24 protein-coding genes are annotated in these 24362 nt (G+C 71.7%); 20 read left to right on the top strand and 4 right to left on the bottom strand.

Annotation, left to right across the window (positions count from 1 at the left end):
* Positions 1-166: 166 nt before the first annotated feature.
* Both F9C12_RS10790 and F9C12_RS10785 read left to right on the top strand, forming a co-directional pair.
* A complete protein-coding gene (locus F9C12_RS10790; protein WP_101434597.1) occupies positions 167-403 on the top strand; it encodes a glucose PTS transporter subunit EIIB in 237 nt (78 codons plus the stop codon).
* Complete coding sequence (locus tag F9C12_RS10785) at positions 400-855, top strand: PTS glucose transporter subunit IIA (protein WP_409181844.1); 456 nt, start codon at positions 400-402, stop codon at positions 853-855. Before F9C12_RS10790 ends, F9C12_RS10785 begins: the two co-directional genes overlap by 4 nt.
* 49 nt (positions 856-904) lie before the next feature.
* Here F9C12_RS10785 and F9C12_RS10780 read toward each other — a convergent pair whose 3' ends face one another.
* The gene (locus tag F9C12_RS10780) at positions 905-1315 is read right to left on the bottom strand and encodes a Rieske (2Fe-2S) protein (RefSeq protein WP_409465767.1); all 411 of its coding nucleotides are present in this window, start codon (positions 1313-1315) and stop codon (positions 905-907) included.
* A gap of 101 nt (positions 1316-1416) precedes the next feature.
* Here F9C12_RS10780 and F9C12_RS10775 point away from each other — a divergent pair, with 101 nt between their 5' ends.
* Positions 1417-1800, top strand: coding sequence for a hypothetical protein (locus F9C12_RS10775; RefSeq protein WP_409181842.1), 384 nt, complete (start codon positions 1417-1419; stop codon positions 1798-1800).
* On the opposite strand, the gene F9C12_RS10770 is transcribed toward F9C12_RS10775, so the two are convergent.
* Positions 1788-2204: a pyridoxamine 5'-phosphate oxidase family protein gene (locus F9C12_RS10770; RefSeq protein ID WP_409465766.1), complete on the bottom strand. Its 417-nt coding sequence runs from the start codon at positions 2202-2204 to the stop codon at positions 1788-1790. The two genes, F9C12_RS10775 and F9C12_RS10770, sit on opposite strands and share 13 nt — an antisense overlap.
* Positions 2205-2286: 82 nt before the next feature.
* Between F9C12_RS10770 and F9C12_RS10765 the strand changes: the two genes are divergently transcribed.
* From F9C12_RS10765 to F9C12_RS10735, 7 genes are all read left to right on the top strand, one after another.
* Complete coding sequence (locus tag F9C12_RS10765) at positions 2287-3225, top strand: AraC family transcriptional regulator (protein WP_409465765.1); 939 nt, start codon at positions 2287-2289, stop codon at positions 3223-3225.
* Between the two features lie 104 nt (positions 3226-3329).
* Positions 3330-5039, top strand: coding sequence for a prepilin peptidase (locus tag F9C12_RS10760; RefSeq protein WP_409465764.1), 1710 nt, complete (start codon positions 3330-3332; stop codon positions 5037-5039).
* Between the two features lie 49 nt (positions 5040-5088).
* Positions 5089-6276 (top strand): chorismate synthase, encoded by a 1188-nt coding sequence (gene aroC, locus F9C12_RS10755; RefSeq protein ID WP_409181838.1) that lies wholly within the window; start codon positions 5089-5091, stop codon positions 6274-6276.
* Positions 6273-6797 (top strand): shikimate kinase, encoded by a 525-nt coding sequence (locus F9C12_RS10750; RefSeq protein WP_409181837.1) that lies wholly within the window; start codon positions 6273-6275, stop codon positions 6795-6797. Before aroC ends, F9C12_RS10750 begins: the two co-directional genes overlap by 4 nt.
* Positions 6798-7551: 754 nt before the next feature.
* Positions 7552-8667: a 3-dehydroquinate synthase gene (gene aroB, locus F9C12_RS10745; RefSeq protein ID WP_409465763.1), complete on the top strand. Its 1116-nt coding sequence runs from the start codon at positions 7552-7554 to the stop codon at positions 8665-8667.
* Positions 8664-9095: a type II 3-dehydroquinate dehydratase gene (gene aroQ, locus F9C12_RS10740; protein ID WP_409181835.1), complete on the top strand. Its 432-nt coding sequence runs from the start codon at positions 8664-8666 to the stop codon at positions 9093-9095. Before aroB ends, aroQ begins: the two co-directional genes overlap by 4 nt.
* A 575-nt stretch (positions 9096-9670) precedes the next feature.
* The gene (locus tag F9C12_RS10735) at positions 9671-11161 is read left to right on the top strand and encodes a beta-xylosidase (protein ID WP_409466989.1); all 1491 of its coding nucleotides are present in this window, start codon (positions 9671-9673) and stop codon (positions 11159-11161) included.
* Here the strand turns inward: F9C12_RS10735 and F9C12_RS10730 are convergent.
* Positions 11085-11684 (bottom strand): B-4DMT family transporter, encoded by a 600-nt coding sequence (locus F9C12_RS10730; protein ID WP_409181834.1) that lies wholly within the window; start codon positions 11682-11684, stop codon positions 11085-11087. The two genes, F9C12_RS10735 and F9C12_RS10730, sit on opposite strands and share 77 nt — an antisense overlap.
* 95 nt (positions 11685-11779) lie before the next feature.
* On the opposite strand from F9C12_RS10730, the gene F9C12_RS10725 reads away from it, so the two are divergent.
* The 3 genes from F9C12_RS10725 to nusB are packed head-to-tail and all read left to right on the top strand — an operon-like array spanning position 11780 to position 13936.
* Positions 11780-12871, top strand: a complete 1092-nt coding sequence (locus F9C12_RS10725; protein ID WP_409465762.1) for a M24 family metallopeptidase — start codon at positions 11780-11782, stop codon at positions 12869-12871.
* A gap of 43 nt (positions 12872-12914) precedes the next feature.
* Positions 12915-13478, top strand: a complete 564-nt coding sequence (efp, locus tag F9C12_RS10720) for an elongation factor P (protein WP_009075786.1) — start codon at positions 12915-12917, stop codon at positions 13476-13478.
* Entirely contained in the window at positions 13478-13936 is a 459-nt protein-coding gene (gene nusB, locus F9C12_RS10715) for a transcription antitermination factor NusB (protein ID WP_409465761.1), read from the top strand. Before efp ends, nusB begins: the two co-directional genes overlap by 1 nt.
* Before the next feature lie 1067 nt (positions 13937-15003).
* On the opposite strand, the gene F9C12_RS10710 is transcribed toward nusB, so the two are convergent.
* Entirely contained in the window at positions 15004-15492 is a 489-nt protein-coding gene (locus F9C12_RS10710; protein WP_003096372.1) for a transcriptional regulator, read from the bottom strand.
* Between the two features lie 259 nt (positions 15493-15751).
* On the opposite strand from F9C12_RS10710, the gene pyrR reads away from it, so the two are divergent.
* The 7 genes from pyrR to pyrF are packed head-to-tail and all read left to right on the top strand — an operon-like array spanning position 15752 to position 24343.
* Positions 15752-16348, top strand: coding sequence for a bifunctional pyr operon transcriptional regulator/uracil phosphoribosyltransferase PyrR (gene pyrR / locus F9C12_RS10705; protein WP_406629558.1), 597 nt, complete (start codon positions 15752-15754; stop codon positions 16346-16348).
* Positions 16345-17277: an aspartate carbamoyltransferase catalytic subunit gene (locus F9C12_RS10700; protein ID WP_009075805.1), complete on the top strand. Its 933-nt coding sequence runs from the start codon at positions 16345-16347 to the stop codon at positions 17275-17277. The genes pyrR and F9C12_RS10700 overlap by 4 nt, the downstream gene beginning before the upstream one ends.
* Positions 17274-18560: a dihydroorotase gene (locus F9C12_RS10695; protein WP_409465760.1), complete on the top strand. Its 1287-nt coding sequence runs from the start codon at positions 17274-17276 to the stop codon at positions 18558-18560. The genes F9C12_RS10700 and F9C12_RS10695 overlap by 4 nt, the downstream gene beginning before the upstream one ends.
* On the top strand, positions 18560-19063 hold the full coding sequence (locus F9C12_RS10690) for a transporter (protein WP_409465759.1): 504 nt from the start codon (positions 18560-18562) through the stop codon (positions 19061-19063). The genes F9C12_RS10695 and F9C12_RS10690 overlap by 1 nt, the downstream gene beginning before the upstream one ends.
* Positions 19015-20187: a glutamine-hydrolyzing carbamoyl-phosphate synthase small subunit gene (carA, locus tag F9C12_RS10685; protein WP_409181829.1), complete on the top strand. Its 1173-nt coding sequence runs from the start codon at positions 19015-19017 to the stop codon at positions 20185-20187. The genes F9C12_RS10690 and carA overlap by 49 nt, the downstream gene beginning before the upstream one ends.
* On the top strand, positions 20187-23504 hold the full coding sequence (carB, locus tag F9C12_RS10680) for a carbamoyl-phosphate synthase large subunit (protein WP_409465758.1): 3318 nt from the start codon (positions 20187-20189) through the stop codon (positions 23502-23504). Before carA ends, carB begins: the two co-directional genes overlap by 1 nt.
* Positions 23501-24343 carry an orotidine-5'-phosphate decarboxylase gene (gene pyrF, locus F9C12_RS10675; RefSeq protein ID WP_409181827.1) on the top strand — a complete coding sequence of 281 codons (843 nt, stop codon included), beginning with the start codon at positions 23501-23503 and terminating at the stop codon, positions 24341-24343. Before carB ends, pyrF begins: the two co-directional genes overlap by 4 nt.
* The last annotated feature ends 19 nt before the right edge of the window (positions 24344-24362 follow it).

Below are 24362 nucleotides of genomic sequence, written 5' to 3'. Positions count from 1 at the left end.
TAGACCAATGATCTGATGGGGCAGGATGCTCCGCAGCGAGAGCAGGTGTCAACCACCGTTATCCGTTCGTGGCCGGGCTCGCTCGGCAAGGCGGCAAACGGCGTAGTAATGGTGGCGGAGCGCACCTGTTCCGAGTGGAAAACCAACGGGATACGAGGAGGCCGCGATGGCGGATGACAGGCCGGAAAAGATTCTCGCGGCGCTCGGCGGCGCGGACAACGTCATCGAGATCGAGGGCTGCATCACGCGGCTGCGGTGCGAGATCGAGGACATGTCCGCCGTGGACGAAGCGGCGCTCAAGGCCGCCGGTGCGATGGGCGTCGTGAAGATGGGCTCGGCGGTCCAGGTCATCGTCGGCCCGGAGGCGGACACCATCGCCAGCGACATCGAGGACTTGATGTGAGCCTGCCGATCCTGAGCCCGGTCGCGGGCGAGGTCGTCGCGATCGCCGAGGTGCCCGACCCGGTGTTCGCCGAGGCGATGGTCGGCCCGGGCATCGCGGTGAAGCCGTCCGGCGGCCGCGCGGACGCGGTCGCCCCGGTGGACGGGACCGTGGTGACGCTGCACCCGCACGCGTACGTCGTGGCCACTGAGGACGGCCGCGCGGTCCTCGTGCACCTCGGCATCGACACGGTCAAGGAAAAGGGCGAGGGGTTCACCCTGCACGTCGTCAAGGGCGAGAAGGTGCGGGCGGGCCAGCCGGTCGTGGGCTGGGACCCCGAAGCGGTCGCCGCCAAGGGCTACTCGCCGATCGTCCCCGTCGTCGGGCTTGACGCGTCCGCCGACGTGCTCGCCGGCCTCGAAGGCGGGCGCACGGTCGCCGCCGGCGACGAGTTGTTCACCTGGAACAGTTGACCGGCACCGCCCTTTGTGGACCGCGACTGTCCACAAAGGGCGGTTCGGGTCACGCCGTGACGACGTCGCCGTTCTCGATCTTCACGGCCACTTTGGACAGCGGCTGGCTCGCCGGGCCCTTCTTCACTTCGCCGGTCAGCGCGTCGAACACCGAACCGTGGCACGGACAGCTCGCCTGACCGTTGCGCGGCGGGTCCACCGTGCAGCCCTGGTGCGTGCAGACAGCGCTGAAACACACGACCGTTCCCGGTTCCGGCTGTGCCACGAGCACTTCCTGCCCGTCCGGGGTTTTCGCGGATTTCGCTTGGCCCACCGGCACTTCCGCCAGTGCGAGCACCTTTCCGCCCGCTTTCGGCGGGGCCTGTCCGGAGCCGCCGCCGCTCCCGCAAGCGGTGAGAGCGACGGCGGCGGCCGCCCCGGAGACGAGGGCGGAACGGCGGGAGTGAAGTTCGGCAGTCATGCCCTGTGCAACGAATCGGGACGGCTCCGGGCGCCGGTGAACCGCCGCGGTGTTCCGTGCGTGTAGTCGGTATTCGGCGTTGCGCACGGAAGGAGCCGCCCATGTTGACCACCTGGATGCGAGTGCTGGGCGCGGCGGGCCTGGCCGGCTCCGCGGCGATCCACTTTTACCTCTACTGGGGCAGCGGCTACGCGGACATCCCGGTGGTCGGGCCGCTTTTTCTGGTCAACGGCATCGCCGGCGTGGCGATCGCGATCGCGCTGCTCGCCTGGCGGCATTGGCTGCCGGCGTTCTTCACGCTGGGCTTCGGCGGCGTGACGCTGCTGGCCTACCTGCTGTCGGTGACGGTGGGCTTCTACGGCGTGCGCGACCAGTTCAACAGCCAGTACGAATACTGGGGCGTGATCACCGAAGCCGTCTGCGTGATCTGCGGCCTGGTGCTGCTGGTGCAGGCGATCCGCGCCCGGAGCGCTCAGAACGCGTAGCGGTGCACCTTCTCCGGGTGGATCACGACCCGGACCTGGGGGAGGTCTTGCAGCATCTTCGCCCCGGCTTGCGCTTCGGAGGTGCTGAGGTCCCAGTACCGTTCGGCGAGCCTGCGGGCGAGGTCGTGCCCGCCGTCGGCCTCGATCGTGACGCGCCCGGCGACGGACACCCAGCGCTCCGGTTCCCCGACCGGCGCCGCGACGACGATCGACGCGCGCGGATCCTCGCGCAGCTGGCGGATCTTGGCCGAGTCCGGGGACGTGAACAGCTGGATCGTGCCCTCGTCGGTCGCTTCGAACCACACCGGCCGGGGCTGCGGCGGCCGCGGCCCGGCGGCGACGGTCAGGAAGCCGTGCAGGGGACGGCGGAGGAACTCGAGATCGTGGTCGGTGAGGGTGCTCATGACGGGGATTCAACCGGGTGTGCTCGGACGATCCCATAGGTCAGACGCCGGATCGCCTGTCCATTCGTCTAATCTCGGGGGAGTGGACGCGTTCAGCGATTTGATCCGCGGGGTCCGGGCGCACGGCTCGCTGTTCGGCTGCACGGCCCTGTCCGCACCGTGGTCGCTGCGGTTTGTGGACGGTGCGCCGCTGACCCTGTGCACGCTGCTGAGCGGCGAGGGCTGGATCGTGCCGGAAGACCATCCGCCGGAGCTGCTGCGGGCGCGCGAGACCATCCTCGTGCGCGGGCCGTTCTCCTTCGTGGACCGCCTGGACACCCCCGCCGCCCCCGTCGAATGCGGCGAGTTCTGCGCCACTCCCGAGCACGGCGGCACCCAGCATCACCTGGGCTGGAACGATCCGTTGCACGGCGAGACGAACCTGATCGTCGGCGCTTATCCCGTTCGGAGCCGCGGCCGGATGTCCGCGTTGCTGGACGCGCTGCCGGTCGTGGTCCGACCGCCTTCGCCGGCCGAGGAAGACCCGGTGCTGGACCATCTGGCCGCCGAACTGGCCGTCGACGCGCCCGGTCAGCAGGTGGTGTTGGACCGCCTCCTGGACTGGATGCTGGTCTGCCTGCTGCGCGACTGGTTCGACCGCCCGGGCGGCACCCCGCCGCCGTGGTGGGCGGCCCAGCGGGACCCGGTGGTCGGCGCGGCGCTTCGCTTGCTGCACGCGGATCCGGCAGCTCCGTGGACGGTCGTCACGCTGGCCTCCCGGGTCGGAGTTTCGCGCTCCACGCTGGCCAAACGCTTCGCGGATCTGGTGGGGGAGCCGCCGATGACGTACCTGACCCGATGGCGGATGACCCTGGCCTCGGACCTCCTGACGGACCAGCCGTCGATGCCGATCGCGGAGGTGGCGCGCGCGGTGGGGTACTCGGACGCGTTCGGGTTCAGCTCCGCGTTCAAACGGCTGCGGGGCGTCAACCCGACCGGATACCGCCGTTCTTCTCTCGCCGGGGCTTCTTCTCCCGGCTGAAGGCGCCACCGCCGGGTGAACCTTCCGGCGTGTCGCGCACGAGGGGTCCCCTCGCTCCCTGATTTGTTTGCCCTGGTCCAGGCGGTGGGGACAGGCTTGGCCGCATGGTCCTGACAGCAGTGCTCGCGGCCGGGGCGGTGGTCCCCGTGCTGCTGGCGATGACGAAGAAAGCCGGTGCCCCGGTCCCCGCCGTGCTCGGCATGGCAACCGCCCTCGCGGCAGTCGCGGTGGCCGCGTCGCGTGCCGACGAGGGCGCGTTCCCGGCGTGGTGGCTGCCGGTGGCGTGGCTGGTTTCGGTGCTCGGCGTACCGCTCGCTCTCGCCGATGCCCGACACCGCCGCCTCCCGGACGTCCTCACGCTGCCCGCTTACCCCGTCGTCGCCCTGACCCTCACCCTCGCCGCCCTCAGCGGCGGAGGCTGGCGGCTGGCCGCCGGAGCAGTACTGGGATGCCTGCTGTTCGGCGGGACGCACCTGGTCGTCCACCGCCTGTCGCCCGGTGGCTTGGGCCCAGGGGACGTGAAACTGGCCGGTTCCTTCGGTGCCGTCCTGGGCGCAGTCGGCGGACTGGCCCCCGCAGTAGCGGCGGTACTGGCGGCACTGGTGAGCCTGGCGGGGGTGGCGCCGATGTGGTTGATGCGCCGGTTCCGCCAATCGCGCGAATCTTCTGCCCGGCCGCCCGCCTCACCCCGCACCGGCTCGTCCGAGACTGATTGCCTCGAAATCGCAGGAGAACTCCCCGAGTTCACCCCGAACCACTCTGTTCCCGCACGACCGACGGCCGACCGCACCCAGCCATCCGCGCTGACCACGCCAGACTCCGGGCCGACCGGTGCCGTTCCCGCGCCACCCGGCGTGGTGCTCGCACCGACTGACCTCGCCGCGGTGCTGCCGGGCCCTTCTGCTGCGTCGATCGGCGCTGCTAACCTGCCGACTGGCGCTGTCTTCCGGCCGCTCGGGAGCGCTGCCGTGGTGCCTGAGCGTCTTGCCGCGCCGACCACACCGACCGGCACCGTTCCCGCGCCCGGCGTGGCCCTCGCACCGACTGACCTCGCTGCGGTGCGGCCGGGCCCTTCTGCTGCGTCGACCGGCGCTGCTTGCCTGCCAACCGGCGCTGCAGTCCCGCCCCCCGAGAGCGCTGCGGTGCTCCCTGAGAGTCTTGCCGCGCCGACAGGCGCCGCCTCCACGCCGACCGGTGCCGTTCCCGCATCACCCGGCGTGGCGCTCGCGGCGACCGATCCCGCTGCGGTGCTGCCCGGTCCTTCTGCTGTGTCGGCTGGTGCTGCTTGCCTGCCACCTGGCGCTGTCCTCCGGCCGCTCGGGAGCGCTGCGGTGCTCCCTGAGCGTCTTGCCGCGCCGACCGCACCAGACTCCGGGCCGACCGGCACCGTGCCCGCGCCACCCGGCGTGGCGCTCGCGCCGCCCGATCCCGCTGCGGTGCTGCCCGGCCCTCCTGCTGCCTCGGCCGGTGCTGCTTGCCTGCCACCTGGCGCTGTCCTCCGGCCGCTCGGGAGCGCTGCGGTGCTCCCTGAGCGTCTTGCCGCGCCGACCGCACCAGACTCCACGCCGACCGGTCCCGTTCCCGCACCACCCGGCGTGGCCCTCGCGCCGACCGACCCCGCCGCGGTGCCGCCCGGCCCTCCTGCTGCCTCGGCTGGCACCGCCTCCACGCCAACCGGCGCTGCAGTCCCGCCGCCCGAGCCCGTCCGCTCCCGGATCCGCGCCGGCCCCCTCCGCGTCCCCTACGGCCCCGGCCTCGTTCTGGCCACCTGGGCGTGCGCGGTCTTCCCAGCCGCTGGAACGGGCATCGCCTGAGGCCAGGGGCTCTGCCAGGCACTCGGACCGGCCGTGACAGGATTGTCCGGTGCTGCGCTGGATCACCGCTGGAGAATCGCACGGACCCGCCCTCGCCGCTGTGCTGGAGGGGCTGCCTGCCGGGGTGGAGGTGACGACCTCGGACCTCTCCGCGCAGCTCGCGCGGCGCCGGCTCGGGTTCGGCCGCAGCCCGCGGATGGGCTTCGAGACCGACCAGGTCCAGTTCCTCGGCGGGGTCCGGCACGGGGTCACCCAGGGCGGCCCGATCGCCGTCCAGATCGAGAACGCCGAGTGGCCCAAGTGGGAGAAGGTCATGGCGGCCGATCCGGTCGACGAGGCCGAGCTCGCCGGGCTCGCACGCAACGAGCCGCTGACCCGGCCCCGCCCGGGGCACGCCGACCTGCCCGGCATGCAGAAGTACGGCTTCGACGAGGCCCGTCCCGTCCTGGAGCGCGCCAGCGCCCGCGAGACGGCCTCGCGGACCGCGCTCGGCACCGTCGCGCGGAACTTCCTGCGGCAGCTGCTCGGGGCCGAGGTGCTGAGCCACGTCGTCTCGATCGGCGGCGCCGACGCGCCCGACGGCCCGCTTCCGCAGCCGGCCGACCTCGCGGCGATCGACGAGAGCCCGGTGCGCGCGTTCTCGGCCGAGGGGACCGAGGCGATGGTCGCCGAGGTCGACGCGGTGCGGAAGGCCGGCGACACGGTCGGCGGCGTCATCGAGGTGATCGTCTATGGGCTGCCGCCGGGCCTCGGCTCGCACGTGCACTGGGACCGGCGTCTCGACGCGCGGCTCGCCGGCGCGCTGATGGGCGTGCAGGCGATGAAGGGCGTCGAGGTCGGCGACGGCTTCACCACCGCCCGCCGCTGGGGCAGCCAGGCGCACGACGAGATCGACCGCGGCACCGGACCGGTCGGCGTCACGCGCCGGTCGAACCGCGCGGGCGGGCTCGAGGGCGGCATCACCAACGGCGAGCCGCTGCGGGTGCGCGTCGCGATGAAGCCGATCTCGACCGTGCCCAAGGCACTGTCCACAGTGGACGTCCGGACCGGCGAGCCCGCGGTGGCGATCCACCAGCGTTCCGACGTGTGCGCGGTGCCGCGCGCGGGCGTGGTGCTGGAGTCGGTCGTGGCGCTGGTCGTCGCGGACGCGGCGCTGGAGAAGTTCGGCGGCGACTCGCTGGCCGAGACCCGGCGCAATGCGCAGGCGTACCTGAAGGCGCTCGAGGAGCGCTGGTGAGCCCGCGCGCGGTCGTCATCGGACCGCCGGGCTCGGGCAAGAGCACGGTCGGCCCGCTGCTGGCCGCCGCGCTCGGCGTCGCCTTCCGCGACACCGACGACGACATCGTCGCCCGCGCCGGACGCGCCATCTCCGACATCTTCGCCGACGACGGCGAACCGGCGTTCCGCGCGCTCGAGGAGGAAGCGGTCGCCACCGCCCTCGCCGAACACGACGGAGTCCTCTCCCTCGGCGGCGGCGCCCCGCTAGCCCCGGGCACCCGCGCCCGGCTGCGGGAGCACCCGGTGGTGTTCCTGAACGTCGGCCTCGCCGCCGGAGTGCAGCGCACCGGGATGTCCAGCGCCCGCCCGCTGCTCGCCGGCATCAACCCGCGCGCCACCTTCAAGGCCCTCCTCGACCAACGGCTGCCGGTGTACCGCGAGGTGGCGACCGTCGAGATCGAAACTGACAAGCGAACGCCCGAAGAGGTCGTCGCGGCCGCGGTCGCCGCCCTCGAACCCGACCGGGTCCGCGAACAGTGACCCGCCACCGGCCCGGCCCCGCCCAGCGGCGCCAGCCCGGCCCCGCCCGACCGGCACCGAGCCGCGTGCGGTCTGCGGTGTCGTGCGGGGCTGGTCGGCGGGCTTTGTTGGCGGTCGGTCAGGGCGGTGTAAACGAGCCCACCCGGTCGGCCGCGCCGAGCCGTATGCGAACCGCGTTGTTGTGCCGCGCTGGTCGGCGCGCTCGGCAGGGTTTGCTGGCGGTCGGCCAGAAAGGCGTGAGCGAGTCAGCCCCGCCGCTCGCGCCGATCCGGGCTGGCTGGCGAAACTGCCGCGCCTCAGCTCCACTGGATAGTGGCCACCGAGACCGGGCTTGCCGCGGCCGATCAGCCAAGCCGAACGGGGTGCGGCGGGCAGGGTCGCGCCGAATCAGTCAGCCGGTCCCGCCAGCGGCAGCTCTTCCCCGCGCGAACCGGCATGCCGTCGTTGCCAGCAACCTTGTTCGCGTGGTCGGGAAACAGCCGACGCTACTGAGTCGCGGCCATCCGGTCCCGCCAACGCCAGCTCTTTCCCGCGCGAGCCAGCATCCGGCCCCCGCCAGCCACTCTGTCCGCGTCGTCGGGAAGCAGCAGACGCCACTGAGCCACGGCCATCCGGTCCCGCCAACGCGAGCCCTTCCCCCCGCGAGCCAGCGTCCCGTCCCCGCCAGCCACCCCGCCCGCGTCGGCCGGAAAAACCCGACGCCGAGTCACCACCCAGCCCAGGACCGCCCGGTCCGGGAGCAGTGAGGAGAACCGTGTCCGCCACCCCGCCCGTCCGGATCCGGGTCGCCACCGCGCAGCCGTACGACGTGCTCGTGGGGCGCGGCCTGCTCGGCGAACTCACCGAGCAGCTCGCCGACGCCTCCAAGGTCGCGCTGATCCACCCGCCGACGCTCACCGCCACCGCCGAGGCCGTCCGCGACGAGCTGGCCGCGGCCGGGCTCGACGCGCACCGCGTCGAGATTCCCGACGCGGAGGACGGCAAGGCCTTCTCGGTCGCCAGCTTCTGCTGGGAGGTGCTCGGCCGGATCGGCCTGGACCGGCGCGGCGTGGTCGTCGCGCTCGGCGGCGGGGCGGTCACCGATCTCGCCGGGTTCGTCGCGGGCACCTGGATGCGCGGCGTCCGGCTGGTGAACGTGCCGACGACGCTGCTCGGCATGGTCGACGCGGCGGTCGGCGGGAAGACCGGGATCAACACCGAAGCGGGCAAGAACCTCGTCGGCGTCTTCCACGAGCCCTCGGCCGTCCTCGTCGACCTCGCGACGCTGGAATCCTTGCCGCGCAACGAACTCGTCGCCGGGATGGCCGAGATCGTCAAGACCGGGTTCATCGCCGACCCGCGGATCCTCGAACTGATCGAGGCCGACCCGGAGCAGGCGCTCAACCCGGCCGGCGACGTGCTCGCCGAGCTGGTCCGCCGCTCGATCCAGGTGAAGGCCGACGTCGTCGCCGCCGACCTGCGCGAATCCGACCTGCGCGAGATCCTCAACTACGGCCACACCCTCGGCCACGCCATCGAACGCCGTGAACGCTACCGCTGGCGGCACGGCGCGGCGGTCAGCGTCGGCCTGGTGTTCGCGGCGGAACTGGCCCGCCTGGCCGGACGCCTCGACGACGCCACCGCTGACCGGCACGCCTCCGTGCTCAAACTGATCGGCCTGCCCACCACCTACGCCCCGGACGCGCTGCCCCAGCTGCTGGAAACCATGAAGGGCGACAAGAAAACCCGCTCCGGCGTGCTGCGGTTCGTGGTCCTCGACGGACTCGGCAAACCCGGCCGGCTGGAAGGCCCCGACCCGTCGCTGCTCGCCGCCGCGTACTCGGCGATCGCGGCCGAGGCCCCGGAAAACGGCGGGAGCGTGCTGCTGTGAAGGCGTTCGTGTTCAACGGCCCCAACCTCGGCAGGCTGGGAAAGCGCGAGCCGGACGTCTACGGCTCCACCACGCACGACGATCTCGCGCACCTGTGCGTCACGACCGGCCAGGAGCTGGGCCTCGACGTCGAGGTGCGGCAGACCGACCACGAAGGCGAACTGGTCGGCTGGCTGCACGAGGCCGCCGACGCGGGCGCGCCGGTCGTGCTGAACGCGGGCGCGTGGACGCACTACTCGATCGCCGTCCGCGACGCCGCCGCCCAGCTCACCGCGCCGCTGATCGAGCTGCACATCAGCAACGTGCACAAACGCGAGGAATTCCGGCACCACAGCGTGCTTTCCGACATCGCGACCGGAGTGATCGTCGGTCTCGGGGTGGAGGGTTACGGCCTCGCGTTGCGCTGGATCGCCGCGCACCAGTCCTGAACTGACGGCCGGAAACCGCCGTGACGAGGCAGTTGCGGCGCCGCGCGGTTTCCGGAAGGCACGGCGCGTTGCGGCCTTCGTCCTGAGTTGACGGGGCGAACCGCGCCTTGCGGCCGAGTAAACCGGCAGTACCGGACGCTCTTCGGTGTTGTGGCCGGGCGATCGTCGGCCGTGGGATGGACCGTTGCGTGAACGCGGTGGACGGGTGCGGTGCCGTGTGCTTTCCGGCGTTGCGGCCGGGCGAATGTCGGCGTGGCTGGTTACGCGAACGTGGCGGGCAGGAGCGGTGCCGCACCGTCAGGCGTTGCGGCCGGAGTGCTCAGCAGAGGCGCCGCCCCTGCCGAGCAGGCGGCCGCGAAACCACCCGCAGCAGGGCAGATCCGGCAGCACAACCCGTTCCCGCCGCCGTCAGCCGCCTCCTCCATCGCGGGCCTGGCAGCCGAAAAGCAAGCCCTCGGCAAACCCGCCGCCCGACCGGCAGATGCGCGACGTGGTTCACCCATCCGGTGCCGTTGTCGCTACACTCGGCGATCATGCACCCGTTTCGTCGTGGGGGTCGGCGACCCGTGCGTCAGCTGCTCTCGCTGCTGATCGCCGGGTCTCTCGTTTCCGGGTGCAGTCAGACGTTGGCCCAGCCGCAGGCCGAGGGCACCGGGCACGGCGGGATCGCGGGCGGGGCTTCGCAACCGCCCAAGGAGCCGCCTCGGGCGGCGGACGTCGCGTTGGCCGCGGGGGCCAGCAGGCAGAGCGGCGGCGTGGTCGTGGCGGGGGCCGCGGACGCGTCCTACAACTACGGCCCCACCGTGATGGTCGAGAACGGCCGCACCCGGATCTGGTGGTGCAGCCAGTACAGCAGCGCCCCGCCGCCGGGCGACGACATTCTTTACGCCGAAGGCCCCTCGGCCGACGGGCCCTTCACCGGGCCGGGTGGCGGCGCGCCCGCCGCGGTGCTGTCCGGCGCGCCCGGCAACTTCGACGGCATGCACACCTGCGATCCGTCCGTGCTGCGCGTCGGCGGCACCTACTTCATGTACTACACCGGCGCGGCGGGCGACCACGCGCTCGGCAACGCGATCGGCATGGCCACCAGCCCGGACGGCATCCACTGGACCCGGTCGAACGGCGGCAAACCGATTCTCGGCGCGTCCCACGACGTCCACCGCGCCAACGTCTACGGCGCCGGGCAGCCCTCGGTGGTCTTCCTCGACGGCTGGTACTACCTGATGTTCACCGACACCACCGGTCGCGCCGCGGGCTGGAACGGGGCCGGCCAGTTCGTGATCCGGGCGCACGACCCGGCGTTCCGCGAGGGCGTGGAAGCGTTGGGGGAGAAGGGATTCGAGCCCACCGCGACGACCGCCGCGCCGCGGACCCGTTCGGTGGTCGACGCGTTCAGCGTGGATCTGGAGTGGGTCGGCGCGCTCGACGCCTTCGCCATCGCGCACGAAACCTCCGACGGCACCACGATCACCTTCTGGGACCGCGATTTCACGATGCAGCCGTACAAATCGGTCGTGATTCCGGGCGCGTGGAAGGAAGGCCCCGGCCTCGTCCGCCGTCCCGACGGGCACGCGCCGACGTCGGTCAGCGATCCGTGCGACCTGGTTTCGCTGGACGTCGTGCGCGCCACCGAGATCGGCCCGGCGGGCGCGCCGACCGGGCTCAAGCACTTCGGGCTCGACGTGAAGGGCGCGGGCGGCTGCTCGACCCACTCGCGCAGCACGGCGACCTTCGACGGCGTCGCGATGCCGTCGCCGGACCGGATGATCGACCTGTACCGCCGCGGCGAGCGGATCCGGGTCGACCGGCGTTCAGTCGCCGCGGTGCTCGCCGGGGAACTGGTCGACCGGCCGCTGCCGCAGGTGCCGGAGGTGCCGGTCAAAACCCGTCTGCGGTCCGGGGCGACCGTCGTGCACGCGTACGGCCGCGGCTACGGCATGGTGCTCGACGGGCAGCTTTACGGCCTGCCGGACACGACGATCGTGGACCTCAACGGTTCCGGGGTGCAGGAGATCGACCCGCGACAGTGGGACGGCGCCGCGCGCGGCTTGCCGCTGGGCGGCTGACCGGCGACGGCTTCGGAGCGGTCCGCGGGGTCGGGCTCGGCGGGAGTTCGAGTTCGCCGGAGCGGCTGCCGGTTCCGTCTTCGTCCTCGTCGTCCGGCTCCGGTGCGGGCTCGGAATCGTCCTCCGCCGCCGGACGGCGCATCCGGCCGCCGACGAACAGCCCCAGTCCGGCGGGCACGAGCACCAGCAGCGCGGAGAACGCCGCCCCGCCGGTGAGCGCCGCGCCCAGTTCGGAAACCCCGGTCTGGTCGACGAAAATCGCCCGCCCGAGCACGTACAGGATGCCGGACACCACGCCCGCGACCAGCGCGGCGATGAACCACGCGCGCCCTCTGTCGCGCAGGCCGCGCCAGCCGTCGATCGCGCTCCACAGCGCCGCCAGGCCGACCAGTACGGCGATGGTGAGCGACGTGAACAGCGTCTGGCCGGTCGGGTGGAACACGGACCACTTGGCGAGCAGCGTCATCGCGGCGGCGTGCACGACCGCCATGACCAGCCCGCGCGTCAACCAGGCACCCAGCATGGACGGAGTGTAGGCGCGCCGAAGTTAACCGCCAGTAGGCCGTCCTGAAACCGCGGCCGGAACGAGGCCCGGAAGCCGCTGGTTAAGCTGGCCGGGTGCCGGAAATCCACGCTCACCGCCGTGCCGCGCTCGCCGCCCTGCTCCACGAGAACGGGGTCGACGCGCTGCTGGTCACCAACCTGCTCAACATCCGCTACTTGACCGGGTTCACCGGGTCGAACGCCGCGCTGCTGCTGCACGCGGACGGCGACGCGAAGACCGTGTTCTGCACCGACGGGCGCTACACGACCCAGTCGGAATCCGAGGTGCCCGACCTGCGGCGCGTGCTCGACCGCGCCAGCGCCCGCGCGCTCGCGGCGCACGCGGCGGAGCAGGGCTACGGCCGGACCGGGTTCGAGAGCCAGCACGTGAGCGTCGAGGAGCACGAGAACCTCAAGGTGCGCTTCGACCGCGTCGAACTGGTCCGCACGCCGGGGCTGGTCGAGCAGCTGCGGGTGGTCAAGGACGAGGTCGAGATCGCCGCCCTGCGCGCCGCGTGCGCCGCCGCCGACCGCGCGCTGGCCGCCCTGATCGAGGCCGGGGGAGTGCGGCCGGGCCGGACCGAGCTGGAAGTGGCCCGCGACCTGGAGAACCGGATGCTGGAGCACGGTTCGTCCGGGATCTCCTTCGAATCCATCGTCGCCGCCGGGCCGAACTCGGCGATTCCGCACCACCGCCCGACCGGGGCCGAACTGCGCCGCGGCGACTTCGTGAAATTCGACTTCGGCGCCACCGTCGACGGCTACCACTCGGACATGACCCGCATGGTCGTCCTCGGCGAACCCGCGGACTGGCAGCGCGAGATCTACGACCTCGTGCACCGCGCCCAGGCGGCGGGCGTCGAGGCCGTCCGGCCCGGCGCGGTGGTGTCCGAAGTGGACGCCGCGGCCCGCTCGGTGATCGCCGACGCCGGGTACGGGGAGCAGTTCGCGCACGGTCTCGGCCACGGCGTCGGGCTGGAAGTGCATGAGGCACCGAGCCTCGCCGCGGCGGGCGTCGGTACACTGTCCGCCGGTATGGCGGTCACCGTCGAGCCCGGCGTGTACCTCGCGGGGCGCGGTGGCGTGCGCATCGAGGACACGCTCGTCGTGCGGGACTCCGGACCCGAACTCCTCACCCTGAGCACCAAGGACCTCGTGGCCGTCTGACGGCCGCGGCCGAAGAGATCGAACACAGGAGACCTGAAGACTCGTGGCCACCACCAACGACCTGAAGAACGGACTCGTCCTCAACCTGGACGGCCAGCTGTGGAGCGTCACCGCGTTCCAGCACGTCAAGCCGGGCAAGGGCGGCGCGTTCGTGCGCACCACGCTCAAGCACGTGCTGACCGGGAAGGTCGTCGACAAGACCTTCAACGCGGGCACGAAGGTCGAGACCGCCACGGTGGACCGCCGGAACATGACGTACCTGTACAAGGACGGCGCGGACTTCGTCTTCATGGACGGCGACACCTACGACCAGATCACCGTGCCCGCCGAGACCGTCGGCGACAACGCGAACTACATGCTCGAGAACACCGAGGTCCAGGTCGCGGTGCACGAGAACGAGCCGCTGTACGTCGAGCTGCCGACCTCGGTCGAGCTGGTCATCCAGCACACCGACCCGGGCCTGCAGGGCGACCGCTCCACCGGCGGCACCAAGCCGGCGACGCTCGAGACCGGCGCGGAGATCCAGGTCCCGCTGTTCCTCTCGACCGGCGAGAAGATCAAGGTCGACACCCGCGACGGCCGTTACCTCGGCCGCGTCTCCAGCTGATGGCGGACAAGCTTCCCCCGCACCCGAACCGCGGCGGCGCGATCAGCAGGCGGCAGGCCCGCCGGCGCGCGGTCGAGATGCTGTACGAGGCCGCGCAGCGGTCCGCCGACCCGGTCACGCTGCTGGCCGACCGGGTCGGCGCGGTCGAGGTCGACCCGATCGCGGACTACACGATCACCGTCGTCGAGGGCGTCACGGCCCACCGCGAGCGGATCGACGAACTCCTCGCCGAACACTCGCAGGGCTGGACCCTGGAGCGGATGCCGCCGGTGGATCTGGCGGTGCTGCGCGTCGGCGTGTACGAAATGCTGTGGTCGGAGGACGTCCCCGACGCGGTCGCGATCGACGAAGCGGTCGGCCTCGCGAAGGAACTTTCGACGGACGACTCGCCCCGGTTCATCAACGGCGTGCTCGGCCGCATCGGCACGATCGCCGACCGGCTGCGCGCGATCCTGTAGCCCTGACGGCTCGGTAGCCGGAGGTAACCCGGCTGGGGGAAACGGCCACCTGAATGGCCGCTGCCTGATCGGGTCACCGCCGGCCCGAGGCGGCTGGTGCGAGGGGCGGTCGGAGAGAAAATTGATCACCGAGCGGAATCAGAACCGGTCGGCAGGCGCCCTTCGCGGGCGTTCGGCCGGGCCGGTTTTCCGGCGATCCGGCGCGGTTGGGGCGGCGGGTTCCCGGACTCGCTGCGGTGAGTGAGCACTTCGCCGGAGCGGTGCGAGAGCCGGTCGGCGGACCTCGGGAAATCGCGGCGGGGCAGGCCATTCCGGTGGCTGGGTGAGGAGCTGGAATCGCGGCTGGGGCGGAAATGTCCTGGTAGGAATGCGGCGAAGCTGGGCTGCCAGGGGTCTGGCGGGGGAGCGCGGCGGGGCAAGCTTTCCGGTGGCCGGATGGGAAGTCGGAATCGCGGCTGGGGCGGAAATGTCCTGGTGGGAATGCGGCGAAGCCGGATGCCGGGAGTTTTGGCGGGGGAGCATGGCGGGGCAGGCCATTCCGGTGGCCGGGCGGGGAGCTGGATCGCGGCTGCGGTGGAAATGTCCGGGTGGGAATGCGGCGAAGCCGGGCTACCAGGAGTTTTGGCGGGGGAGCGCGGAGGCGCCAGCTTTCCCGTGGCCGGTGGCACACCGGAATCGCGGCCGAGGCGGAAATGTCCTGTCAGGTAGCGGCGAAGCCGCATTTCGGAAGAGGCGTCCCGCGCGAAAACCGGTCGCGGACGAAGTAAAACCCCAGGCCAGGCAAGGAATCCGCCAGCCTCCGAAGCTCGCGGCGGGAAGCTGCCAGGGCGGGAAACAGCCTCGGCGTGGAAATGCGCCGGAATTCGCCGGGGATTCCGGGCAGAACAACAGGCGGAGGTCGCCGATGCGCCGCACGGGTGGAACAGAGCAGGTCAGCGCTCCCGGTCAGGCCGGATCACCCGAGGTCCGGCCAGTCGCGGCGGCGAAGCGAAGCGCGGCGGGCGTTCCCGGTTCCCCGGGCGCGGGAAGCCCGCCGCGTCGTGCGCGGCCGCTGCCGCCATCAGTGCTCAGTCCTCTTTGGACGGGCGGGCTTCCGGCGGGAGGACGCCCCAGTCGATGAGCTGCTCGGTCAGCTCGCCGGGGGTCATGTCGTAGATGATGGCGAGCGAGCGCAGGTCCTCGGTGCGGATGGAGAGCACCTTGCCGTTGTAGTCGCCGCGCTGGCTCTGGATCGTGGCCGCGTACCGGGCGAGCGGGCCGACCTTCTCCGCGGGCAGCTGCTGGAGCCGCTCCAGGTTGATCACGATCTTCGTGGCGGGCTCGGCTCCCGAGGGGACCCGGCCCTCCGGCAGCAGTTCGACCACCGGCACGCCGTAGAAGTCCGCCAGCTCGGCCAGCTTCTGGACGGTCACCGCCCGGTCGCCGCGCTCGTACGAGCCGACCACGACGGCCTTCCAGCGTCCGCCGGACTTCTGCTCGACCCCGTGCAGGGACAGGCCTTGCTGCTGGCGGATCCCGCGGAGCTTGGCCCCGAGCGCCTTGGCGTAATCGCCCATCTGGTGGTTCTCCGTTTCATCGCCCCTGCCCGGCCGGAGGACCGGAGAGGGGACTCCTCGAGTCGAATACTCAGAGTAATGGTTACGCATAGTTGTCACCAGGTCAAGCAGAAGGTCGGTCCGCGCAGGTGGCGGCCGTGCGCGTACCACCCGGAAGACTGATTGACCGCGCCTGCTACTGTCGGTGCGGTTTCCGGCAGCAGCCGGTTGCCGACGTCCTTTAAGGACCCGTCCAGAGAGGCGGGGAAGGAGGTCCGCCTTGTCGTCACGTCCGCGTGGCGCGGCGGAGCCGGCGGGAGAGCGCGAGCTGCTTTCTGCCGGCGATGTCGCGCGCACGATCGCGAGGATGGCCCACCAGGTCATCGAGAAGACCGCTCTCGGAGCCGGTCCGCCGGAGCAGTACCCGGTGCTGCTCGGCATCCCCACGCGCGGCACTCCGCTGGCCGCGCGCCTCGCCGGGAAGATCGGCGAGTTCGCCGGGGCCGAGCCGCCGCACGGCGCCCTCGACGTCACGCTCTACCGCGACGATCTCCGCCGCCGTCCGCCGCGCGCGCTCGAGCAGACGCAGCTGCCGCCGGACGGGATCGACAACCGGGTCGTCATCCTCGTCGACGACGTCCTGTTCTCCGGCCGCACCATCCGCGCCGCCCTCGACGCCCTGCGCGACCACGGCCGCCCGCGTGCCGTCCAGCTCGCCGTGCTCGTCGACCGCGGCCACCGCGAGCTGCCGATCCGCGCCGACTACGTCGGCAAGAACGTGCCCACCGCGCGCGCCGAAGGCGTCTCCGTGCTGCTGTCCGAAACCGACGGCCGGGACGCGGTGCTGCTGCGCGCGCCGGAAGGAGAAACCCGGTGAAGCACCTGCTCGCCACCGACGGGCTCGACGCGGACACCGCGACCGCCGTGCTCGACACCGCCGACGAGCTGAAGCACACGCTGCTCGGCCGCGAGGTCAAGAAGCTGCCGACGCTGCGCGGCCGCACCGTGATCACGCTGTTCTACGAAAACTCCACGCGCACCCGGGTGTCGTTCGAGATCGCCGGGAAGTGGATGAGCGCGGACGTGATCAATGTCTCCGCGTCCAGCTCCTCGGTCAACAAGGGCGAATCGCTGCGGGACACCGCGCTCACGCTCGCCGCCGCGGGCGCCGACTGCGTGATCATCCGGCACCCCGCCTCGGGGGCCGCGCACCGGCTGTCGGGCTGGCTCGCCGGTCCGGGCACCGCGGTGGTCAACGCGGGCGACGGCATGCACGAGCACCCGACGCAGGCGCTGCTGGACGCGGCGACGCTCCGCGAACGCCTCGGCTCGCTGAAGGACCGGCGGATCGCGATCGTCGGCGACGTCCTGCACAGCCGGGTCGCGCGGTCGAACATCCACCTGCTCAGCACCCTCGGCGCGGAGGTGGTGCTCGTCGCGCCGCCGACGCTGCTGCCGGTCGGCGTGGAGAAGCTGCCGGTCACGGTGTCCCACGACCTCGACGCCGAGCTGCCCGCGGTCGACGCGGTGATGATGCTGCGCGTCCAGGCCGAGCGCATGCACGGGGGCTTCTTCCCGTCGGCGCGCGAATATTCGATCTCCTACGGCCTCTCCGAACGCCGCCAGGCGCTGCTGCCGGACCACGCCGTCGTGCTGCACCCCGGCCCGATGCTGCGCGGCATGGAGATCTCTTCCGCGGTCGCGGATTCCCCCTCCTCAGCCATTACCGAACAGGTCCGCAACGGCGTGCACGTGCGCATGGCGGTCCTCTACCACCTCCTGGCCAGTGAAGGAGCTGCCGCGTGAGCATCGTGATCAAGGGTGCCCGCCCGTACGGCGAGGGCGAGCCGGTGGACGTCCTGGTCGAAGACGGCGTGATCGCCGCGATCGGCAAGGTGAGCGTTCCCGAGGGCGCCGAGGTGCTCGACGCCAAGGGCCAGGTCCTCCTGCCCGGGTTCGTCGACCTGCACACCCACCTGCGCGAACCGGGCCGCGAAGACACCGAGACCATCGACACCGGTTCCGCCGCGGCCGCGCTGGGCGGATACACCGCCGTGTTCGCCATGGCCAACACCAACCCGGTTGCCGACAACGCGCTCGTCACCGACCACGTGTGGCGGCGCGGGCAGGAAGTCGGCCTGGTCGACGTCCACCCGGTCGGCGCGGTCACCGTCGGGCTCAAGGGCGAGAAGCTCGCCGAACTGGGCACGATGGCCAAGGGCACCGCGGCGGTGCGGGTGTTCTCCGACGACGGCGTGTGCGTCGCGGACCCGCTGCTGATGCGCCGCGCGCTGGAGTACTCGACCGCGCTCGACGCGGTGATCGCCCAGCACGCCGAGGAACCGCGGCTCACCGTCGGCGCGCAGGCGCACGAGGGCGAGCAGGCGTCGCGGCTGGGCTACGCGGGCTGGCCGGCGTCGGCGGAGGAGTCGATCGTCGCGCGCGACTGCCTGCTGGCGCTGCACGCGAACGCGCGGCTGCACGTCTGCCATGTCTCCACCGCGGGCACGGTCGACGTGCTGCGCTGGGCGAAGGAACGCGGCACGAAGGTGTCGGCCGAGGTCACGCCGCACCACCTGCTGCTGACCGACGACCGGCTGGAGACCTACGACCCGGTCAACAAGGTCAACCCGCCGCTGCGCACCGGCGGCGACGCGGAGAAGCTGCGCGCCGCGCTGGCCGAGGGCGTCGTGGACTGCGTCGCCACCGACCACGCCCCGCACGCCCCGCAGGACAAGGACACCGAATGGGCCGCGGCCCGGCCCGGCATGCTCGGCTTGCAGACCGCGCTGTCGGTGGTCGTGGAGACGATGGTCAAGACCGGTCTGCTCGACTGGCGCGGCGTCGCCCGCGTGATGAGCGAGCGGCCCGCGCAGGTCGGGAACCTGGCCGGGCACGGCCGTCCGATCGAAGCGGGCGAACCGGCGAACCTGACGCTGGTCGACCCGGACGCCGAATGGACCGTGCGCGGCGCCGAACTGGCCAGCATCGCGGCCAACACCCCGTACGAGGGAATGCGGTTGCCCGGCGTGGTGACGGCGACCCTGCTGCGCGGGCGGATCACCGCGCGCGAGGGGAAGATCTGCTGATGGAGCGGTTGCTGCTGACGCTGGGGATCGTCGCGTTCTTCCTGCTGTGCCTGTGGGGCATGTGGGTGGGCTGGCGGCGCAAGGCGCGTTCGCAGAGCGCGCGGATCGCGCCGTTCCCGGAGATCCCGGCCAATCCCGGCGAGTTCAAGCTGGAATCGACCGGCGTGTACGTGGGCACCACGACCGCGGGCAACTGGCAGGACCGGGTCGTCACGCGAGGCGCGGGCCCGCGCTCCGGCGCGGTCTGGCGGCTGCACCCGGACGGGATCGCCGTGGAACGCGGCGGGCTGCCGGACTTCTGGATCCCGCGCGCCTCGATCACCGGGATCCGCCGCGACTCCCGGCTCGCCGGGAAGGTCACCGGCACCGACGTGCTGCTGGTGATCACCTGGCGGCTCGGCGAGGTCGCGCTGGACACCGGATTCCGCGGCGACGACCTCGACGACTATCCACAATGGATCGAAGAACTTTCCGATCACGACATCAAGGGAGGTGCCCAGTGAGCACCGGCACTCGCGGCCCCGCCGCCCTGGTTCTCGAAGACGGCCGGGTGTTCCGCGGCGCGGCGTACGGCGCGCGCGGGCGGACCCTCGGCGAGGCGGTGTTCTGCACCGGCATGACGGGGTACCAGGAAACGCTGACGGATCCGTCGTATCACCGGCAGATCGTGGTGCAGACGGCGCCGCAGATCGGGAACACGGGCTGGAACGACGAGGACGACGAGTCGTCCCGGATCTGGGTTTCCGGTTACGTGGTGCGGGATCCCGCGCGCACGCCGTCGAGCTGGCGGGCGAAGCGCACGCTGGACGAGGAACTGGTGCGCCAGGGTGTGGTCGGGATTTCCGAAGTGGACACCCGGACGCTGACGCGGCATCTGCGCGAGCAGGGAGCGATGCGTGCCGGGGTGTTCTCCGGCGACGCGCTGGGCAGCGACGAGCAGATGGTCGCGGAGGTGCTGGCGAGTCCGCAGATGAAGGGCGCGGATCTCGCCGGGGAGGTCTCCACGGAGCGGCCGTATGTCGTTGCGGCGCAAGGCGAACGCCGGTTCCGGGTGGCGGCGCTGGACTTGGGCATCAAGTCGAACACGCCGCGGCTGATGACGCAGCGGGGCATCGAGGTGCACGTGCTGCCGTCGAGCACGAGCGCGGAGGAGCTGCTGGCGCTGGAGCCGGACGGGGTGTTCCTGTCCAACGGACCGGGCGACCCGGCGACGACGACGCACGCGACGGCGTTGACGAAAACCGTTCTGGAGCAGCGGATCCCGTTGTTCGGGATCTGTTTCGGCAACCAGATCCTGGGCCGCGCCCTGGGTTTGGGCACCTACAAGATGCGCTACGGGCACCGGGGGATCAACATCCCGGTGATCGACGTGGCGACCGGCCGGGTCGCGATCACCGCGCAGAACCACGGCTTCGCCCTCGAAGGCGAGCCGGGCCAGCGGTTCGATTCCCCTTACGGGGCCGCGCAAATCAGCCACTACTGCCCGAACGACGACACGGTCGAGGGCGTGCGCGCCTTCGACGTCCCGGCGTTTTCCGTGCAGTACCACCCCGAAGCGGCCGCGGGTCCGCACGACGCCGCGCCCCTGTTCGACGAATTCGTTGAGTTGATGGAGAAGAAGGCCTGATGCCGAAGAGGACGGACATCCAGCACGTGCTGGTGATCGGCTCCGGGCCGATCGTGATCGGGCAGGCGGCCGAGTTCGACTACTCGGGCACGCAGGCCTGCCGGGTGCTGCGGGCCGAGGGCCTGCGCGTGTCGCTGGTGAACTCGAACCCGGCGACGATCATGACGGACCCGGAGTTCGCGGACGCGACCTACATCGAGCCGGTGACGCCGGACTTCGTGGAGAAGGTCATCGCGGCGGAGCGGCCGGACGCGCTGCTGGCCACGCTGGGCGGGCAGACGGCGCTGAACTGCGCGGTGGCGCTGCACGAGCGCGGCGTGCTGGAGAAGTACGGCGTGGAGCTGATCGGCGCGGACATCGACGCGATCCAGCGCGGCGAGGACCGGCAGAAGTTCAAGGACATCGTGCGCACGGTCGGCGCGGACGTGCCGCGGTCGCGGGTGTGCCACGACATGGACGAGGTCCGCGCGACGGTCGCGGAACTCGGGCTGCCGGTGGTGATCCGGCCGTCGTTCACGATGGGCGGCCTCGGTTCGGGCATGGCGCACACGCCCGAAGACCTGGAGCGGCTGGCCTCGACCGGGCTGGCGGAGTCCCCGGTGACCGAGGTGCTGATCGAGGAGAGCGTGCTCGGCTGGAAGGAGTACGAGCTCGAGCTGATGCGCGACAAGCACGACAACGTGGTGGTCGTGTGCTCGATCGAGAACGTGGACGCGATGGGCGTGCACACCGGCGACTCGGTCACCGTGGCGCCGACGATGACGCTGACCGACCGCGAGTACCAGGTGATGCGCGACGTCGGGATCGCGGTGCTGCGCGAGGTCGGGGTGGACACCGGCGGCTGCAACATCCAGTTCGCGTTCAACCCGGTCGACGGCCGGATGGTCGTGATCGAGATGAACCCGCGCGTGTCGCGAAGCAGTGCGCTGGCGTCGAAGGCGACGGGTTTCCCGATCGCGAAGATCGCGGCGAAGCTGGCGATCGGCTACACGCTCGACGAGATCCGCAACGACATCACCGGCGAGACCCCGGCGTCGTTCGAACCGGCGCTGGACTACGTCGTGGTGAAGATCCCGCGGTTCGCGTTCGAGAAGTTCCCGGGCGCGGACCCGACGCTGACCACGACCATGAAGTCGGTCGGCGAGGCGATGTCGTTCGGCCGCAGTTTCCCCGAGGCGCTCGGGAAGGCGATGCGGTCGATCGAGACGAAGGCGACCGGGTTCTGGACCCGGCCCGACCCCGAGGGCGCGACGTTGGAGTCCACTTTGGACTCGCTGCGCACGCCGCACGAGGGCCGGCTCTACGAGGTGGAGCGGGCGCTGCGGCTGGGCGCGACCGTGCAGCAGGTGCACGAGGCGAGCGGGATCGACCCGTGGTTCATCGACCAGATCGCGTTGATCGGCGAGGTCGGCGCGGAGGTCCGCGACGCACCGGTGCTGGACGGCGAGCTGCTGCGGCGGGCCAAGCGCACCGGCCTGTCCGACCGGCAGATCGCCGCGCTGCGCCCGGAACTCGCGGGCGAGGACGGCGTGCGGGCGCTGCGGCACCGGCTGGGGGTGCGGCCGGTGTTCAAGACGGTCGACACCTGCGCGGCGGAATTCGCGGCGAAGACCCCGTACCACTACTCGGCCTACGAGACCGACCCCGCCGCGACCTCGGAGGTCGCGGTGCAAAGCGACAAGCCGAAGGTGCTGATCCTCGGGTCCGGGCCGAACCGGATCGGGCAGGGCATCGAGTTCGACTACTCCTGCGTGCACGCGGCGATCGCGCTGCGCGAGGCCGGGTTCGAGGCCGTGATGGTCAACTGCAACCCGGAAACCGTGTCCACCGACTACGACACCAGCGACCGGCTGTACTTCGAGCCGCTGTCGTTCGAGGACGTGCTCGAGGTCGTGCACGCCGAGCAGCAGTCCGGCACCGTGGCCGGGGTGATCGTGCAGCTGGGCGGGCAGACCCCGCTCGGGCTCGCTCAGCGGCTCGCCGACGCCGGGGTGCCGGTGGTCGGGACGCCGCCGGAGGCGATCGACCTGGCCGAGGACCGCGGCGCGTTCGGCGAGGTCCTGGCCGCGGCCGGGCTGCCCGCGCCGAAGTACGGGACGGCGACCTCGTTCGAGGGCGCGAAGCGGATCGCCGACGAGATCGGGTACCCGGTCCTGGTCCGCCCGTCCTACGTGCTGGGCGGGCGCGGCATGGAGATCGTCTACGACGAGGAGTCCCTGGCCGGCTACATCCGCCGCGCCACCGAGGTCACCCCCGAGCACCCGGTGCTGGTCGACCGGTTCCTCGACGACGCGATCGAGATCGACGTGGACGCCCTGTTCGACGGCGAGGACCTCTACCTCGGCGGCGTGATGGAGCACATCGAGGAAGCCGGCATCCACTCCGGCGACTCCTCCTGCGCCCTGCCGCCGATCACCCTCGGCGCGCAGGACCTCGACGCGGTCCGCCGCTCCACCGAGGCCATCGCCCGCGGCGTCGGCGTCCGCGGCCTGCTCAACGTGCAGTACGCGCTCAAGGACGACGTGCTCTACGTCCTGGAAGCCAACCCGCGCGCCTCCCGCACCGTCCCGTTCGTGTCCAAGGCCACCGCCGTCCCGCTGGCCAAGGCCGCGGCGCTGGTGATGACCGGCTCCACGATCAAGGACCTGCGCGCCTCCGGCGTGCTGCCCGCCGAGGGCGACGGCGGCCGGATGCCCGCCGACTCCCCGGTCGCGGTCAAGGAAGCCGTGCTGCCGTTCCACCGGTTCCGCACCCCGGAAGGACACGGCGTCGACTCCCTGCTCGGCCCGGAAATGAAATCCACCGGCGAAGTCATGGGCGTCGACACCTCCTTCGGGAAAGCATTCGCGAAATCCCAAAGCGGCGCCTACGGATCCCTTCCCACCTCGGGCCGGGTATTCGTCTCCGTCGCCAACCGCGACAAGCGTTCGCTGGTGTTCCCGGTGAAACGGCTGGCCGACCTCGGCTTCGAGATCCTCGCCACCACCGGCACTGCGGAAGTGTTGCGGCGCAACGGGGTTGCCTGTTCGGTGGTGCGCAAGCACTCCGAGCCGGACCCGGGAACCGGCGAGCCGAACATCGTCGACGTGATCCTCGCCGGCGACGTCGACATGGTGATCAACACGCCGTACGGAAACAGCGGACCGCGCGTGGACGGTTACGAAATCCGCACCGCCGCGGTGTCGCGCGACATTCCGTGCATCACCACGGTGCAGGGCGCCGCGGCGGCCGTGCACGGCATCGAAGCGCTTATCCGCGGCGACATCGGCGTGCGCAGCCTGCAGGACCTCCAGGCCGCGCTGAAGGCGACGTCGTGACCGCGCGATTCGGGGCGCGGCTCGCCGAAGCGGTGGCCGCGCGCGGGTCGCTGTGCGCCGGGATCGACCCGCATCCGGGCCTGATCGAGGCGTGGGGCCTGCCGCTCGACGCGAGCGGGCTCGAACGCTTCGCGCTCAGCGCCGCGGAGGCGCTGGGCGAGGTGGCGGCGATCGTGAAGCCGCAGTCGGCGTTCTTCGAGGCGTTCGGCCCCGCCGGGGTGGCGGTGCTCGAACGCGTCGTAGACGTGGCTCACGACGCCGGAGCGCTCGTCCTGCTGGACGTCAAGCGTGGAGACATCGGCTCCACCATGGCGGCCTACACGGCGGCGTACGTGGCCGAGAAGGCGGCTTTCACCGCCGACGCGGCCACGGTGTCGCCGTACCTCGGCTTCGGCGCTCTCGACGCGGCTGTCACGGCGGCGCGCGAAGCGGGCAACGGGCTCTTCGTGCTCGCGCGCACGTCCAACCCGGAAGCGGACGCGTTGCAGCGCGCGCGGCTCGAAGACGGCCGTACGGTCGCTCAGAGCGTCGTAGACGCTGCTGCGGACCACAACGCAGGTGCTGAGCCCTACGGCGACGTCGGCGTGGTCGTAGGGGCCACTGTGGCTCCCGGGGAAGTCGACCTGAGCCGGCTCAACGGACCGGTGCTCGCGCCCGGTTTCGGGGCGCAGGGGGCAACTGAGGCGGATTTGCGGGCAGTTTTCGGGGAAGGGCTCCCGGGCCTGCTCCCGGCGTCCTCGCGAGACCTGCTGCGCCACGGGCCGGACCCCGCCGCGTTACGCCGTGCGGCCCAAGAGGTGAACGGCCGGTTGGGCCGACTGCGCGAAAAAGGCCAATAGCAGGCCCCGGAATCGCGCT

Origin of the sequence: Amycolatopsis sp. GA6-003 (assembly GCF_046267895.1) — a bacterium.
Classification (GTDB): domain Bacteria; phylum Actinomycetota; class Actinomycetes; order Mycobacteriales; family Pseudonocardiaceae; genus Amycolatopsis.
This window is presented reverse-complemented; position numbering and strand designations above follow the sequence as displayed.

Excerpts from the sequence above, each read along its gene's own strand:
- carA (WP_409181829.1), top strand. The coding sequence starts at position 19,015 with ATGGATCGAAGAACTTTCCGATCACGACATCAAGGGAGGTGCCCAGTG.
- nusB (WP_409465761.1), top strand. The coding sequence starts at position 13,478 with ATGGCGGACAAGCTTCCCCCGCACCCGAACCGCGGCGGCGCGATCAGC.
- F9C12_RS10730 (WP_409181834.1), bottom strand. The coding sequence starts at position 11,684 with ATGCTGGGTGCCTGGTTGACGCGCGGGCTGGTCATGGCGGTCGTGCAC.
- F9C12_RS10710 (WP_003096372.1), bottom strand. The coding sequence starts at position 15,492 with ATGGGCGATTACGCCAAGGCGCTCGGGGCCAAGCTCCGCGGGATCCGC.
- F9C12_RS10775 (WP_409181842.1), top strand. The coding sequence starts at position 1,417 with ATGTTGACCACCTGGATGCGAGTGCTGGGCGCGGCGGGCCTGGCCGGC.
- F9C12_RS10780 (WP_409465767.1), bottom strand. The coding sequence starts at position 1,315 with ATGACTGCCGAACTTCACTCCCGCCGTTCCGCCCTCGTCTCCGGGGCG.
- F9C12_RS10690 (WP_409465759.1), top strand. The coding sequence starts at position 18,560 with ATGGAGCGGTTGCTGCTGACGCTGGGGATCGTCGCGTTCTTCCTGCTG.
- F9C12_RS10790 (WP_101434597.1), top strand. The coding sequence starts at position 167 with ATGGCGGATGACAGGCCGGAAAAGATTCTCGCGGCGCTCGGCGGCGCG.
- carB (WP_409465758.1), top strand. The coding sequence starts at position 20,187 with ATGCCGAAGAGGACGGACATCCAGCACGTGCTGGTGATCGGCTCCGGG.
- F9C12_RS10770 (WP_409465766.1), bottom strand. The coding sequence starts at position 2,204 with ATGAGCACCCTCACCGACCACGATCTCGAGTTCCTCCGCCGTCCCCTG.
- F9C12_RS10760 (WP_409465764.1), top strand. The coding sequence starts at position 3,330 with ATGGTCCTGACAGCAGTGCTCGCGGCCGGGGCGGTGGTCCCCGTGCTG.